The sequence below is a fragment of the Solimonas variicoloris DSM 15731 genome, assembly GCF_000382285.1.
GTDB classification, from domain to species: Bacteria; Pseudomonadota; Gammaproteobacteria; order Nevskiales; family Nevskiaceae; genus Solimonas; species Solimonas variicoloris.
Genome location: NZ_KB907962.1, coordinates 1 through 14118 on the forward strand (window position 1 = coordinate 1; position 14118 = coordinate 14118).

15 protein-coding genes and 1 tRNA gene are annotated in these 14118 nt (G+C 67.5%); 14 read left to right on the forward strand and 2 right to left on the reverse strand.

From position 1 onward, the window contains the following. On the forward strand, nucleotides 1–241 hold a 241-nt coding region (locus H149_RS0118960), incomplete at its 5' end, for an integrase core domain-containing protein (protein ID WP_020651342.1). A gap of 167 nt (nucleotides 242–408) precedes the next feature. Here the strand turns inward: H149_RS0118960 and lepB are convergent. Then, entirely contained in the window at nucleotides 409–1284 is an 876-nt protein-coding gene (gene lepB, locus H149_RS22955; protein ID WP_083931141.1) for a signal peptidase I, read from the reverse strand. Between the two features lie 435 nt (nucleotides 1285–1719). Between lepB and H149_RS0118965 the strand changes: the two genes are divergently transcribed. From H149_RS0118965 to H149_RS0119015, 11 genes are all read left to right on the forward strand, one after another. Further along, nucleotides 1720–2028, forward strand: a complete 309-nt coding sequence (locus H149_RS0118965; RefSeq protein WP_026353329.1) for a hypothetical protein — start codon at nucleotides 1720–1722, stop codon at nucleotides 2026–2028. Nucleotides 2029–2091: 63 nt separating this feature from the next. Beyond that, complete coding sequence (locus H149_RS0118970; RefSeq protein WP_020651344.1) at nucleotides 2092–3603, forward strand: class I adenylate-forming enzyme family protein; 1512 nt, start codon at nucleotides 2092–2094, stop codon at nucleotides 3601–3603. 40 nt (nucleotides 3604–3643) lie between these two features. After that, nucleotides 3644–4111, forward strand: coding sequence for an SRPBCC domain-containing protein (locus H149_RS0118975; protein WP_020651345.1), 468 nt, complete (start codon nucleotides 3644–3646; stop codon nucleotides 4109–4111). 7 nt (nucleotides 4112–4118) lie between these two features. Continuing rightward, entirely contained in the window at nucleotides 4119–5519 is a 1401-nt protein-coding gene (locus tag H149_RS21770) for a CoA transferase (protein ID WP_020651346.1), read from the forward strand. Then, nucleotides 5513–6910 (forward strand): amidohydrolase family protein, encoded by a 1398-nt coding sequence (locus H149_RS0118985; protein WP_020651347.1) that lies wholly within the window; start codon nucleotides 5513–5515, stop codon nucleotides 6908–6910. Before H149_RS21770 ends, H149_RS0118985 begins: the two co-directional genes overlap by 7 nt. An 89-nt stretch (nucleotides 6911–6999) precedes the next feature. Then, nucleotides 7000–7731, forward strand: a complete 732-nt coding sequence (locus H149_RS22475; protein ID WP_154654927.1) for a TetR/AcrR family transcriptional regulator — start codon at nucleotides 7000–7002, stop codon at nucleotides 7729–7731. Nucleotides 7732–7749: 18 nt separating this feature from the next. Beyond that, on the forward strand, nucleotides 7750–7914 hold the full coding sequence (locus H149_RS0118995; RefSeq protein ID WP_020651348.1) for a rubredoxin: 165 nt from the start codon (nucleotides 7750–7752) through the stop codon (nucleotides 7912–7914). A gap of 54 nt (nucleotides 7915–7968) precedes the next feature. Next, on the forward strand, nucleotides 7969–8439 hold the full coding sequence (locus tag H149_RS0119000; protein WP_020651349.1) for a DUF2505 domain-containing protein: 471 nt from the start codon (nucleotides 7969–7971) through the stop codon (nucleotides 8437–8439). Nucleotides 8440–8727: 288 nt separating this feature from the next. After that, on the forward strand, nucleotides 8728–10098 hold the full coding sequence (locus H149_RS0119005) for a DUF1329 domain-containing protein (RefSeq protein WP_026353331.1): 1371 nt from the start codon (nucleotides 8728–8730) through the stop codon (nucleotides 10096–10098). A gap of 70 nt (nucleotides 10099–10168) precedes the next feature. Continuing rightward, a complete protein-coding gene (locus H149_RS0119010; protein WP_020651351.1) occupies nucleotides 10169–11035 on the forward strand; it encodes an SDR family NAD(P)-dependent oxidoreductase in 867 nt (288 codons plus the stop codon). A 131-nt stretch (nucleotides 11036–11166) separates the two neighbouring features. After that, nucleotides 11167–11243: transfer RNA gene (locus H149_RS0119015), tRNA-Arg, on the forward strand. 417 nt (nucleotides 11244–11660) lie between these two features. Here the strand turns inward: H149_RS0119015 and H149_RS24445 are convergent. After that, nucleotides 11661–11954: a recombinase zinc ribbon domain-containing protein gene (locus tag H149_RS24445; protein ID WP_083931143.1), complete on the reverse strand. Its 294-nt coding sequence runs from the start codon at nucleotides 11952–11954 to the stop codon at nucleotides 11661–11663. A gap of 339 nt (nucleotides 11955–12293) precedes the next feature. On the opposite strand from H149_RS24445, the gene H149_RS22480 reads away from it, so the two are divergent. Further along, entirely contained in the window at nucleotides 12294–12965 is a 672-nt protein-coding gene (locus H149_RS22480; RefSeq protein ID WP_020651354.1) for a TetR/AcrR family transcriptional regulator, read from the forward strand. Nucleotides 12966–12981: 16 nt separating this feature from the next. Next, nucleotides 12982–14061 carry a serine hydrolase domain-containing protein gene (locus H149_RS21785; RefSeq protein ID WP_154654928.1) on the forward strand — a complete coding sequence of 360 codons (1080 nt, stop codon included), beginning with the start codon at nucleotides 12982–12984 and terminating at the stop codon, nucleotides 14059–14061. Nucleotides 14062–14118: the final 57 nt, after the last annotated feature.

Here is a 14118-nt window from a genome sequence, read left to right on the forward strand (position 1 = left end):
TGTTGGCAGCGTCGGCGATTCCTACGACAACGCGCTGGCCGAGACGATCAACGGGCTGTACAAGGCCGAGGTGATTCACCGGCGCTCGTGGAGGAACCTCGAAGCGGTCGAACTGGCCACGCTGGATTGGGTGGACTGGTTCAACCACAAGCGACTGCTAGGGCCGATCGGGAACATCCCGCCAGCGGAAGCCGAAGAGGCTTACTATCGGCAACAGGCCGCGCTGCCGCTGGCAGCGTGACTCAAACCAAACAGCCTCCGGAATTTCCGGGGCGGTTCAGGAACGCTCGTATTCATGCGAGCGACTATCCCGGCGCGGACTCCCATGAGGGCTTGGTCTGCCTCATGGGTCCTTGACGAAACCAAACGTGCGCCTGCTGCCACCTTTGCACGCCAGCGGTCAGCGCTTCATTCACCGATGGGCTTGCTTGAGGCGTCCATGTGCGCCAGTTGAGCGCCTTTGTGGAAAACATATACCACCTCGCCGATCAATAACTCGGCCTTCACCGGGCCAAACCGACGACTATCGTCGGACCCGTCTCTGTTGTCACCGACCAGATAGTAGTGGTTAGGCGGTACCGTGATTTCAAGATCAACCGCAGCCCTTTGAGGGTTGATGAGCGTTTCATAGCTCCGTCCTTCCAGCTCTTCACGAACAATCACCCGATCTCCGGCTGAGGTTGCTTCTCTTGTCACCGCGACGCCGTTTATCGAGAGAGTCTTGTCCTTGTATGAAATGGTGTCGCCCGGTATGCCTATGACGCGCTTAACAAAGTTATGGCCGGGACTTACAGGAGATTCGAATATCACAACCGTGCCTCGATGAACTGGAGTTGAGGGAGGGCGATGTGTGAGGAAAAGGCCAAATGTCCCAAAATGGCCGTAGCCGGCTTTCTCGACTAAGAACACCGTCCCGCGCTCATAAGTTGGGGCCATCGCCGAAGAAGGCATGCGAAATGGCTCAAGAAGGAAGGCGCGGAACAGAAAAAACACTGAGAATGCTCCTGCCGCGACCCCAATTATTCCGTACCAGCGGCTGTACCAAGGCCGCCCCGCTACAGGGGGTGCTTTTGCCGCTATCCGATAAGCATGAACGCTACAAAGAACGCTCAATGCCACGGAGGAATAGCCAGGGACTCCAAAGTGCAGTTCGATCAAGACCGCGACGAACCACAAGAGGAGATACGCGCCGGCCAGCCGCCATCGGCCGACATACAGAAAACTCAGCCACTGTAAGAAGAAACCCAGCAGGGCGGCGAGCCATTTCCGTGGTGTCCACTGCATTGAAGGCACCTAGAAAGTATGACTTCCGCAGTTGCAGGCGCTGACCTCCGCGAAGGCCGTAATGCGGGCGAGCGGAGCGCAAGAGCCGCAGGAGCGAGTAAGGACTACGCTCATCAATCGGTTTCCTTCAGCAGGAGTGGGTACAGCAAACGATAGCACCGTCTTTGCGGGACTGGACGTTCACAAGTCTCGATCGCGGCGCCCTCATTCTTTTTGTTCTGGCGAGGTGTGCGAGAAGTGGCGCCTTGCGTCTGTAGCGTGCCATCAGGGCTCCCGTGCCATGCGGGGGGTCTGCGTATTGGCTGTGTAGCATGGAGAGGACCGGCATCCGGCCGGGCCGCCTTGAGTCCGACTCACCTCCCACAAGTGGACGGGGTCGCCGGGCCGCGCCTGGCTTACAGTCCGGCCACTCACGAAATGATGGAGAACCCGACGATGGCGACGGCACTCAAGCCCGGCGCGCGCTTCAAGAGCGCGGTTTGCGAAACGCAGGTGATGGTCGTGAAGGCGCCGGCCGGCGAGCACGATCTGCGCTGCGGCGGCGCCGAGATGATCGCGCCGATGGCGACCGGCAGCGGCGAGCCGGACCCGGCCTTCGCCAGCGAGACGCTGATCGGCAAGCGCTACGTCAACGCCGACGAGTCGCTGGAGCTGCTGTGCACGAAGGGCGGCAAGGGCTCGCTGAGCCTCGGCAGCACGCCGCTCGAGGTCAAGCAGGCCAAGCAGCTGCCGTCGTCGGACTAGCATCGAAGCCGCGGCGCGCGTGCCTGCCGCGTCCGCGCAGGGCGGACCCACAGTGAAACTGCCATGAACATTTCCACCATCCTCGACATGGCCGCCGAGGCCTTCGGCGAGCGCACCGCCGTCGTGTCCGGCGAGTTCGCCTACACCTACGCGGAGCTGCGCGAGGCGGCCTGTCGCGCCGCGGCGCGGTTCCGCGCCAGCGGCGCCCAGTATGTCGGCCTGCTCGACGTCAACAGCCCGGCGGCGCCGATCTCGATCTTCGGCGCGGCCTACGCCGGCCTGCCGTACGTGCCGCTCAACTATCGCCTGACGCGGCCGGAGCTCAACGAGCTGATCGAGCGCGTCGCGCCGGTCGTGCTGGTGGTCGGCGACGAATTCGTGTCGCTGGTCGAGCCGCGCGAGGGTGTGGAACTGCTGCTGCGCTCGGAGCTGCTGTCTTTGCCGCCGCTGGCGGCGGACGCCGCGCCGCCGCAGCCGGACGAGGATCCGCGCGCGGTCGCCGTGCAGCTGTTCACCAGCGGCACCACCGGCAAGCCGAAGGCGGCGATCCTGCGCCACGAGAACCTGATGTCGTACATCGTCGGTACCGTCGAGTTCGGTGCCGCCGAGGAGAACGACGCCATCGTCGTCACCGTGCCGCCGTATCACGTCGCCGGCATTTCGGCAGTGCTGTCCTCGACCTATGCCTGCCGGCGCATGGTGCAGCTGGAGAATTTCGAGGCGCGCGCCTGGCTCGAAGCCTGCCGCGCGCACCAGGTCAGCAATGCCTTCCTGGTGCCGACCATGCTGCAGCGCATCGTCGACCATCTGCTCGAAGAGGCCGCGGACGCGGCGCTGCCGGCGCTGCGCGCGATCGCCTACGGCGGCGGCAAGATGCCGCTGTCGACGATCGAGCAGGCCATGCGCCTGTTCCCCGGCGTCGATTTCACCAATGCCTACGGCCTCACCGAAACCAGCTCGACGATCGCCGTGCTCGGCCCGGACGATCATCGCGCCGCCGCCGCCAGCGACGATCCGCGCGTGCGCCGGCGTCTGGCTTCGGTCGGCAGGCCGGCCGCAGTCGAGATCCAGATCCGCGACGAGGACGGCCGCGTCCTCGGGCCGGAGGAGGCGGGCCTGGTGTTCGTGCGTGGCCCGCAGGTCTCGGGCGAATATCTGTCGCTCGGCAGCCAGCTCGACGCCGAAGGCTGGTTCCCGACCAAGGACCGCGGCTATCTGGACGACCAGGGCTACCTGTTCCTCGAAGGGCGCGCCGACGACGTGATCGTGCGCGGCGGCGAGAACATCTCGCCGGGCGAGATCGAGGACGTGCTGCTGTCGCACCCGGCGGTCGCCGACGTCGCCTGCGTGGCGATGCCGGACGAGCAGTGGGGCGAGGCGGTAGCGGCGGCGGTGGTGCTCAAGGATGGCGCCCGCGTCGAGCCGGAAGAGCTGCAGGCGCTGGTTCGCGCGCAGCTGCGCTCCTCGCGCGTGCCGCAGGCCATCGTCTTCAAGGACGCGCTGCCGTACAACGAGACCGGCAAGCTGCTGCGCCGCCTGATCCGCCAGGAATTCGCCGAACACGCGGCGGCCTGAGCGCGCCGCTATCCTGTCCCGCCTGACGCCGGAGTCCGCGATGCGCTTCGTCATCGAAAAGACGGTCGAGATCAACGCCCCCGCCAACGTGGTGTGGGAGGTGCTCTCCGATCTGCCGAAGTATCCGCAGTGGAATCCGTTCTGCATCGAGGCGCGCTCGACGCTGAGGCCCGGCGATCCGATCGACATGAAGGTCAAGCTGCTGGCGCGGCCGCAGGCGCAGCGCGAGTGGATGAAGGAATACATCGAGGGCCGGCGCTTCGCCTACAGCATGAAGCCGGTGCCGGGCGGCGCGCTGTCCTCGTTCCGCTCGCACGACGTCGAGCCGATCGACGCGACGCGCACGCGCTATCGCTCGTACTTCCATCTGCAGGGCTGGCTGCGCTTCCTGGTGCTGGCGCTGCTGCGCGACAAGCTCGAAGCCGGCTTCGCCGGCATGACGGACGGCGTCCGCCGCCGCGCCGAGGAACTGTGGATACACCGCCAGACGCAGGCCGGCGGCGGTTGAGGCGCGCATGAGCGCCGTGCTGGCCGCATCGGCCGACGCTGCGCCGGACGCGGCTGGAGACGCGGCCGGGAGCGCGGCCGATACGGCCGCGCGTTACCGCGACCATCTGCTGGCCACGCTCGGCGCCGCGCCGGCCGTGCGCGTGGCGCCGCCCGCCGAGCATCCGGCGCGTGCCTGGGCGCGCAGCGGCCTGATGACGCTATGCGGCGCCGCCGACGGCGCGCCGCAGCTCTCCGTTCTTCCGCTCACGGCGCTCGCCGACGGCGCGCTCGCCGCGCTCGCCAGCCTCGCGCCGCACGCCGATCTCGCCGATCAGCGCGGCGCCGCGCTGCTCGCCGAACGCGCCGCGCTGATGGGCCTGCAGCGCCGCGGCGCGACGTCCGCCGGCGGCGCCTGCCGCCTGCTGCGCGCCGCCGACGGCCTGCTGGCGCTCAGCCTGCCGCGCGACGACGACTGGTCGCTGTTGCCGGCCTGGCTCGAAGCGCCGGCCGCGGACTGGGCCGCGGTCGAGGCGGCGGTGCGCGAGCGCGAGGTCGACGAACTCGTCGCGCGTGGCCGCCTGCTCGGCTTGGCGCTCGCGGCGAGCCGCGTCGAGGCGGCGCCGGCACCATGGCTGCGCGTGCATGCCGGGCGCTCGTGGCCGGGCGTGCTGGCGGCGCGTCCGGCGCCGCTGGTCGTCGATCTGTCCTCGCTGTGGGCCGGGCCGCTGTGCTCGCAGCTGCTGCAGCGTTGCGGCGCCGAGGTCGTCAAGGTTGAAAGCACGGCGCGCCCGGACGGCGCGCGCCGCGGCTCGGCGCCGTTCTTCGATCTGCTGCACGCCGGCAAGCGCAGCGTCGCGCTCGATCTGCACAGCGCCCGCGGCCGCGTGCAGTTGCTGGCCCTGCTGCGCCGCGCCGATATCGTCATCGAGGCCTCGCGCCCGCGCGCGCTGCGGCAGATGGGCATCGACGCCGAAGCCTTGCTGCGCGAGAAGCTGGATCTGAGCTGGATCGCGATCCATGGCTACGGTCGCGACGAGCCGCAGGCGCAGTGGATCGCCTATGGCGACGATGCCGGCGTCGCCGCGGGCCTGTGCGCCGCGCAGCAGCTCGCCGGCGCCGCGCCCTGTTTCATCGGCGACGCGATCGCCGATCCGCTGACCGGTTTGCACGCGGCGCTCGCCGCGTGGGCGAGCCATGCGGGCGGCGGCGGCCGGCTGATCGCGCTGTCGCTGCACGAGGTGGCGCGCCAGGCCGTGCAGTTCGAGGCGCCGCGCGACGCCGCTGGCTGGTGTGCGCGCCGCCGCGACTGGCAAGCCGAGCTGCGCCCTGGCGACGAGCGCGCCCCGCAGGCGCGCCGCGTGCACGCCACGGCAGCGGCTTTCGGCGCCGATACCGACGCCGTGCTCGCGCGTCTGGGCGCATGCTGATCCGCGACGCCGAGCTGCATTTCGGCGCGCGCGTCGACGTGCGCATCGCCGACGGCCGCATCGCCGAGATCGGCAGCGGTCTGCGCCCGCATGGCGGCGAGGCGGTGCTGCCGGCTGGCGGCGGCGCGCTGCTGCCGGGTCTGCGCGATCACCATCTGCATCTGCAGGCGCTGGCCGCGGCGCGCGCGTCGATCGCCTGCGGTCCGCCGCAGGTCGACGACGAGGCGCAGCTGGCCGCGGCGCTGCGCGCGGCGGCGCGCACCGGTACCGGCTGGCTGCGCGGCGTCGGTCATCACGAATCGGTCTGCGCGACGCTGGACCGCGACTGGCTGGACCGGCACGTGGCGGCGCGGCCGCTGCGCGTACAGCATCGCAGCGGTCGGCTGTGGACCTTCAATTCGGCGGGCCTGGCCGCACTCGGCGTGCGCGACGGCGACGCCGGCGGCGATCCGTTCGAGCGCATCGACGGTCGCCTGAGCGGGCGCCTCTACGACGCCGACGACTGGCTGCGCACGCGCCTGCCGCGCGAGCGGCCGTCGCTGGCGGCGATCAGCCGCGCGCTCGCGGCGCGCGGCGTGGTCGGCCTCACCGACACCACGCACACGAACGGACCGGACGATCTCGCGCACTTCGCGGCGGCGCACGCGCGCGGCGAGCTGCTGCAGGATCTCTGCGTGATGGGCGACGCGCGGCTCGACGGCTGCGCCGGCGTGCCCGGCGTGCAGCGCGGCGCCCATAAGTTCCACCTGCACGAGCACGAGCTGCCGGAATTCGAGGTGCTGTGCGCGGCGATCGCGCAGAGCCATCGCCACGCGCGGCCGGTCGCGTTTCATTGCGTGACGCGCGCGGAACTGGCGTTCGCGCTCGCCGCGCTGGACGAGGCCGGAGTGCGCGACGGCGATCGCATCGAGCACGCCGCGGTCGCGCCGCCGGAGCTGGCCGCGCAGATCGCGCGCTTGCGGCTGACGGTGGTGACGCAGCCGAACTTCATCGCCGAGCGCGGCGACGCCTACCTCGCCGACGTCGACGCCGACGACCGGCCGTGGCTGTACCGGTTGCAGGGCCTGCGCGGCGCCGGCGTCGCCCTGGCCGGCAGCACCGACGCGCCGTTCGGCGACGCCGATCCGTGGCGCGCGATGCAGGCCGCCTGCGCGCGGCGCAGCGTGCGCGGCGCGACGCTCGGCGCGGACGAGGCGCTGACGCCGGAGGCGGCCCTGGCGCTGTATACCGGCCCGCTGCAGGCCCCGGCACAGACCGCGCCGTCGCTCGCGGTCGGCGCCGTCGCCGATCTGTGCCTGCTCGACGCGCCGTGGCGCGCGGTGCGGGCGCGCCTCGGCGAGGTGACGGTGCGCGCGACCTGGCGACGCGGCGAGCTGATCGGCTCGCACTGAGGCATTTGCGCACTTGCACCGTCGTCCGAGCAGACGAAGAATTTCAAGATTCCGTTCTTGAAACTCGGCACGAAGGAGTGATCGCCCGCATGCGCAGTACTCGACGCAAGGCAGAGCAGGACCCCGGCGCCGGTGGCGCCGGCGCGCGCGTCGGCCGGCCGCCGGCCGTCAGTGCGCAGGCGATCGTCGCCGCGGCGATCGAGCTCGGTCTCGACACCGTCACGTTCAAGCAGATCGCCGATCGCCTCGGGGTCGCGCAGGCCACGCTCTATCGCCATGTGCCGAACCGCGACGAGCTGGTGCGCCTCGCCGCCTTCCAGCTGACGCTGGCGCGGCGCCTGCCGGAAGGCCAGCACGAGCACTGGTCGGCGCTCGCCGAGCGCTATGCCGAGAGCCTGTTCGAGGCGTTCGTCGCCGAGCCGCAGCTGATCGCCGAGCTGTCGCGCGGCCGGCTCGGCCCGCACGCCGAGATCGACATCCTCGAACAGTTCCTCGATGTGCTGACGCGCGAGCACGGCTTCAGCGCCGAGGAAGGCGCGGTGCTGTTCCACTCGGTTGGCATGCTGACGGTTGGCGCGGCTTCGGCAGCGATCGGCCTGAAAGCCAGCATCCAGAACGGCGCTTCGTGGCAGCAGCTGGTGCAGCGCACCCTGGTCGAGCGCGACGAGCGCTCGCTGCGGCTGTCGCGCCGCGTGCTTGGCCGCGTCGGCGAGTCGAGCCTTCTGATCGACTGGCGCAGCGCCCTGCGCACGATGCTCGCCGGCTTCGCCGCGGCGCGCGGCGAGATGCTGCCGCCGCCGGCCGCGCGCCGCCGCCAATAGAACGACAACGGGGGAAGCATGGACAAGTGGATCTGCGTCATCTGCGGTTACATCTACGACGAGGCGCTCGGCATGCCTGATCAGGGCATCGCGCCGGGCACCAAGTTCGCCGATCTGCCGGACGACTGGGTCTGTCCGGAATGCGGCTCGCCGAAGGAATCGTTCGAGATCTACACCGGCTGACGCGCGGCCGCGACTGCGGCACGCCGTGCCAGCACGACCACAGGGGAGACAGGCATGAAGCACCAGGTGCAGGCGCGCTATCCGGCGGCGCCGGACGTCGTCATCAAGATGTTCACCGACAAGGGGTTCCACACCCGCAAGCTGGACGCGCTGGGCATGCCGTACAAGGTGCTCGCCCACGAATTCGACGGCCAGACCTTTCGCATCCGCGTCGAGCGCAAGGTGCCGGTGCAGATGCCGGGCGGCAAGAAGGCCGAGGCGACGGTGACGAACGAGGAGACCTGGCACGTCGCCAGCCGCACCGGCAGCGTCAGGGTCGAGGCCGGCGCGATGCCGCTCGAATGCGCGTGCACGACGGCGATCGCCGGCGGCGGCAGCGAGACGCTGGTGACCTACGACTGGACGGTCAAGTCGAAGATTCCGCTGCTCGGCGGGCAGATCGAGAAGATGGCGGTTGCCGACATGGATACGCGCTCGGCCGACGAGACGCGCATCGCCGTCGAACTGCTCGCCGACTATCGCTAGCGCGCGGCATCGCACCGCTCTTTGCTTCGCGAAGCGCAAGCGCGTGCGTTGCGCGGCGGTCGTGTCGCCTCGCCGCCGCGCACGGACGGCGAATACTCGTTTCGGACGAGGCACTGCGCTTTTTCGGAACTACGATAGTTTTCGCGGGCACGCATGGATCGCGTGTCGCCAGGTCGGCGCGACGTGCGGCTGACGATGGCGCCAGACGAACAGCGCGATGCAGCGAATGCCGGCTGCGGCGATTGATGGGATCGTCAGCGGGCGTATCCCAAGGATGAGGAGAGAACAATGAAGTTCAGAATGGTTCTGGCGTCTTGCCTGACGGTCGGCGCCGCCGGCCTGCTCGCGCCGGCGGCGTATGCGAAGGTCGATGCCGCCAAGGCGGCGGAGCTCGACGGCCCGAAGCTGACCTGCATGGGCGCCGAGAAGGCCGGTTCTCCGGACGGCATCGCCGAGTACACCGGCAAGTATCTGAACAGCTGGCCCGGCATGAAGAAGCCCTACGGCTACGAGCCGGGCCCGTACGCCGACGAGAAGCCGCTGTTCACGATCACTTCGAAGAACATGGCCCAGTACGAGGCCAAGCTGACGGAAGGCCAGAAGGCGCTGCTCAAGCAGTATCCGGATTCGTACCGGATGAACGTCTATCCGAGCCACCGCGACTTCGGCGTGCCGGACTGGGTCTGCGACACCGTCAAGAAGAACGCGACGACCGCGGAGGTCGTCGACGACGGTCTCGGCATCACCGGCACCAGCGGCGCGATTCCGTTCCCGTTCCCGAAGAGCGGCCTCGAAGCGATCTGGAACGTCATCAATCCGCATCGTGCCTGGACCGAGCAGGCGGTCTGCGACATCGCCGACGTCTACGCCAACGGCAGCATCGCCTGGGGCCGCAACAAGTTCATGACGCTGAACCCGGGCAACGACCCGAAGAAGCGCGGCTCGTACACCGAGAAGATCAACGCCTATTTCTACACCGGCTATCTGCTGCCGGAGCGTGACAAGGGCTTCGTCGCCGTCGGCATCCAGCCGAACAACTTCACCAAGGACTCGACGCAGTCCTGGCAGTACCAGCCGGGTATCCGCCGCGTGCGTCAGGCGCCGGAAGTCGGCTTCGACTATCCGGTGCCGCCGGCCGGCCTGCGCACGGTCGACGACGACTATGTGTTCAACGGTTCGCCGGAGCGCTACACCTGGAAGCTGGTCGGCAAGCAGGAAATGTACGTGCCGTATCACAACTTCAAGATCAACGATCCGGCGCTCAAGTACGCGGACATCATCAAGCCGAACACGGTCAATCCGGACTACGAGCGCTACGAGCTGCATCGCGTGTGGATCCTCGAAGGCTCGCTGAAGGACGGCGTGCGCCACATCTACAGCAAGCGCCGCCTGTACGTCGACGAGGACACCTGGATGGCGCTGTGGGCCGACAACTACGACGCGCGCGGCCAGCTGTGGCGCGTGGCCTTTGTCAATTACTTCTTCTCGCAGGAATCGCAGACCTTCCATCGCGGCACCTCGGTCTACCACGACCTCACCGCGAAGGCCTACGAGGCCGGCTACATGGTCAACGAGCGTGGCGACGGCTGGTGGCGCACGAACCGGCCGCTGACGCCGGCGATGTTCAGCGCCGAGGCGGCGGCGCGCGGCGGACACTGACGTCCAGCGCGGTGCGTGACATCCAAGCGGGGCGGCTTCGGCCGCCCCGTGCTTTTGAGGCGAGGAAATCATGAAGACTGCTTTCATCACCGGCGCCAACGTCGGTCAGGCCAATCTGCTGAGCAAGGCGCTCGCCGAGCGCGGCTGGCGCGTGTTCGCCGGCGTGCTGCCCGGCGCGCCGACCGATCTGAAGACCGGCGGCAACATCACCGTCGTCGAACAGGACGTGTCGAAGACCGAGGCGGTCAAGGCCAGCGCCGAGTTCGTCACCCGGGCGCTGAACGGCGGCGGGCTCGATCTGCTGATGAACGTCGCCGGCGTCGCCAACATCGGCACCGGCGTGCTCGAGGCGGCCGACCTCGGCGCCGTCGAGCGCCTGTTCAACATCAACATGTTCGGCCAGCTGCGCGTGATCCAGGCCTTTCTGCCGCTGATCCGCAAGAACGCGCCGGGCGCGCGCATCGCCAACTACAGCTCGGGCGCGATCCTCGCCAACCCGGTCGGCGCCGGCGCCTACAACATGACCAAGCACGCGATCCACGGCATGACGCTGACGCTGCGCCACGAGCTCGCGCCGTTCGGCATTCAGGTCACCTCGATCATTCCCGGCGGCGTGCTGACGGCGATGTCGGCGAACTCGCACGCCAACACGCGCAAGACCTGGAACGAACAGCCCGAGGCGATCCGCAAGGTCTACGAACCGCACCTGGGCAAGACCATCATGCAGGTGCTGCCGGACATGCTGGAGAAGAGCGGCGCGACGCCCGAGCAGGCGCTGGCCGGCACGCTGGTGATCCTCGACAAAAAGAAGTGGAAGCCGATGGAATACCTCGGTCGCGACGTCAAGCCGATGGGTCTGATGAAGCGCCTGCTGTCCGACAGCCAGCTCGAAGCGTTGATGCGCAAGACCTTCCAGGTGCCTTCGTACACGGCCTGAAGGCGGCGGTCCGGCCGTACGCCGTTCGTGGTCCGGCCGGACCGGCTTTGCTGTGACGGTGGAAATTCGGGGTTCGACGTCGCCGGCGCGTGGCTTCCCCGGCCGCCGTAGATTAGAATCGCGCCCCTAAAGCGCCCGTAGCTCAGCTGGATAGAGTATTGGTTTCCGAAACCAAGGGTCACAGGTTCGAATCCTGTCGGGCGCGCCATTTAAGTGCAAAGGTCAGAACCGCCCTGCGGGACTGACTTTTGCTTTCGCTGCCATACGGACGAGCACGTCCTTGCGGCCTTGGATGATGATCTGGTCGTCTTCGACGACGATCAGATCGACGAAGGCGCAGCTGTACGCCTTGTGCAGCGGGATTTCACCCTCGGTGGCCGCTACCGAGGCCCCTCGGCAAGACGGGCTGTCTTCTCGAGCGTCGGGTACACCGGCGCTGTCTGCGCCAGCAGCGTGCAGCCCTCCAGCGCCGCTTTCGCCTCTGCTTTGCGCAGCTTCAGCGCGTCGATCTGTTCTTTAGCGCCGACTCGCTCGGATCGAGCGCGCCGGCCGCCACGCCGGCGTACAGCCGCTTCAGCCCCGCTTCCGCTCCAGCAGCGCCTTCTGCGCGCGCCGGTGCCGAGCCTCAGGGGGGGGCGACTGCGCCTGAACCTGCGCCATGCACTCCGATACGAGCGCCTTGATATGCGCCGGCGCCAGTACGCGACGGACGAGGACATCGGTCACGACGGTCTCGATGGCCCGCTATGGCACGTTCTTGCCCGGACACTGCTTCGTCCCCACTGCGCCGGCGACTGGAGCAGGCGTAGTAGACGTAGTGGCTGTTTTTCCCGGTCATTTGCGCCATTGCCGTGCCGCAGTGCCCACACCTCACGCTGCCGGGCAGCAGCATCGGGCTAGTGGACGGTCGCGGCGCCATCTTCTTCGGCCCGCGCGTTCAGATGGCGGTTGACCGCCTCGAGTGCCTCCCGCTCGACGATCGGTTCGCTCGGCACATGATCCGCGCCTCGCGCGGACGCTCCTGATTCGTCCGCGAGGACTTGCGATTGAAGGAGTGCTCGCCGATGTAGGCGCATCAATGGCTTGTAATCCCGATTAATTGCGAACATAGTTCGTATATTAAATACGAATGAAGTTCGTAAATAATGCATGCGCCGTACTTGCCCGTCAGCTTCGTGCGGGCGACAGGCTTTGAAGGCTGATGGCCTGAGATGCGGCGAGCTCAAGACAGGTTCTTCCAGGCGGGAGATGTGCATTCATGAAGAGGAAGGCAAGCGCGGAAGATCGGCCACGGGCAAACGCGAAAGCCGCCCCCGGACGCAAGCCGACGCTCAAGCGCGAGGAGATCGTTTCAGCGGCGCTATCGATCATCGACGAGCAGGGCTATCAGGCGCTCACGATGCACTCGATTGCGCGTCACCTCGGAACCGGGCCGGCGACTCTTTACAACTACTTTGAGTCGCTAGCGGAGATCGAGGACGCGATCGCAGGGCGGCTCATGGCCGCTGTTCGTCCTCCCCAGTCCGACGGCGCCGTACGCGATCAGCTTGTGGAGATGACCGTCGCGTACCACGACGTCGTGGCACAGCACCCACAGGTGGATCTGCTGTCCGGTCCGGTGGCCGCGCAGACGCGGGCTCGGCTCCTCAATAGCGCCGTGCGCGCTCTGGTCCAGAGTGGTGTGCCTCTGGAAGCGGCGGGGCTCGCGCTATCGGTATTGAGCGGCTTCGCTTACAGCGCCGCAGTTGCCGCGCGGGTCGAGAAGGAGCAGCAGGCCAAGGGGATGGTCGTCGTTCCGAAGGCGGACCGCGACATGCTGGACGCCCTAAAAGGCACGGCTTTCTTCGGCGGCACCCGGCGTGCCAACTTCAGGCGTGCAGTGGAGACGATCATCGACCGGTTGATGCCGGAGCTGAGTGCGCGCTCATGAGTACGGGAGCACCGCGATGAATCGTTCTGCACCCATGACGGATGCGGCTTCCAGTCTGCAACAGTACTTGGACGATGCGAGGAGGCGCCACGGTGTCATCGGCGCATCGTTGGCGGTACTGCGCAGTGGCGTGGTCGAGACGGCAGCGTCCGGATTGCTCAATCTCGATACCGGCGTCGAGGTTCGCGCCGAGTCTCCATTTCAGATCGGCTCCATCGGCAAGCTGTTCACCGCGACGCTGGCCATGCAGCTGGTCGATGAGCAGCGCCTCGACCTCGATGCGCCTATCCGGCGGTATCTGCCCGACTTCACGATTTCCGATGCGATGGTCGCTTCGCAGCTGACGATGCGGCATCTGCTTTGCCACAACAGCGGCATGGAAGGTGACTTCTTCCCGCAGGATGACTCGACCGGCCCATCCGCCGACAGCTATGTGCGAAAGATGGCACTGCTGCCACAGTTGCACGCGCTTGGGGCTCACATGTCCTATTGCAACTCCGGATTCGTCCTGGCCGGGCGGGTCGTCGAGGTTATTGCCGGCAAGCCGTGGCCGCATTTGGTGATGGAGAAGATTTGCGCGCCACTGAGGATGCGCCACGCGTTTGCGGACCCACGCGAATCGCTGCGCTATCGCTGTGCCATCGGGCATGTGCCCAATCCCGACGAGGCATCGCGCCTGGTGATATCGCCGATGAGCTACCTGCCCTTGAGCACGGCAGCGGCGGGTGCGGTGCTAAGCATGACGGCATCCGATCTTCTGCTTTTTGTGGCCGCGCATCTGCACGGCGGGATGTCCGAGACAGGGGTGCGGATTCTGAGCGAGGATTCTGCCCGGTTGATGCGACAGCCGGTTCTGGAGGTCTCGCCCCATAATCGCGGCCGCTTCAATCGCATGGGGATCGGCTGGCTATTGATCGAGTCAGAACGTCAGATCCTGGCCGGACACGATGGCGCATGCGCAGGCCAGTTTGCCTACATGCTGAGTGCTCAGGATCGCGGATTCGCCTTCGCGTTGCTGACCAACAGCCCCAGCGCAGGACTTGCCGATGAGCTGCGGATGAACCGCCCCGGAAATTCCGGAGGCTGTTTGGTTTGAGTCACGCTGCCAGCGGCAGCGCGGCCTGTTGCCGATAGTAAGCCTCTTCGGCTTCCG

Excerpts from the sequence above, each read along its gene's own strand:
- lepB (WP_083931141.1), bottom strand. The coding sequence starts at position 1,284 with ATGCAGTGGACACCACGGAAATGGCTCGCCGCCCTGCTGGGTTTCTTC.
- H149_RS0118965 (WP_026353329.1), top strand. The coding sequence starts at position 1,720 with ATGGCGACGGCACTCAAGCCCGGCGCGCGCTTCAAGAGCGCGGTTTGC.
- H149_RS0118970 (WP_020651344.1), top strand. The coding sequence starts at position 2,092 with ATGAACATTTCCACCATCCTCGACATGGCCGCCGAGGCCTTCGGCGAG.
- H149_RS0118975 (WP_020651345.1), top strand. The coding sequence starts at position 3,644 with ATGCGCTTCGTCATCGAAAAGACGGTCGAGATCAACGCCCCCGCCAAC.
- H149_RS21770 (WP_020651346.1), top strand. The coding sequence starts at position 4,119 with ATGAGCGCCGTGCTGGCCGCATCGGCCGACGCTGCGCCGGACGCGGCT.
- H149_RS0118985 (WP_020651347.1), top strand. The coding sequence starts at position 5,513 with ATGCTGATCCGCGACGCCGAGCTGCATTTCGGCGCGCGCGTCGACGTG.
- H149_RS22475 (WP_154654927.1), top strand. The coding sequence starts at position 7,000 with ATGCGCAGTACTCGACGCAAGGCAGAGCAGGACCCCGGCGCCGGTGGC.
- H149_RS0118995 (WP_020651348.1), top strand. The coding sequence starts at position 7,750 with ATGGACAAGTGGATCTGCGTCATCTGCGGTTACATCTACGACGAGGCG.
- H149_RS0119000 (WP_020651349.1), top strand. The coding sequence starts at position 7,969 with ATGAAGCACCAGGTGCAGGCGCGCTATCCGGCGGCGCCGGACGTCGTC.
- H149_RS0119005 (WP_026353331.1), top strand. The coding sequence starts at position 8,728 with ATGAAGTTCAGAATGGTTCTGGCGTCTTGCCTGACGGTCGGCGCCGCC.
- H149_RS0119010 (WP_020651351.1), top strand. The coding sequence starts at position 10,169 with ATGAAGACTGCTTTCATCACCGGCGCCAACGTCGGTCAGGCCAATCTG.
- H149_RS24445 (WP_083931143.1), bottom strand. The coding sequence starts at position 11,954 with ATGGCGCCGCGACCGTCCACTAGCCCGATGCTGCTGCCCGGCAGCGTG.
- H149_RS22480 (WP_020651354.1), top strand. The coding sequence starts at position 12,294 with ATGAAGAGGAAGGCAAGCGCGGAAGATCGGCCACGGGCAAACGCGAAA.
- H149_RS21785 (WP_154654928.1), top strand. The coding sequence starts at position 12,982 with ATGAATCGTTCTGCACCCATGACGGATGCGGCTTCCAGTCTGCAACAG.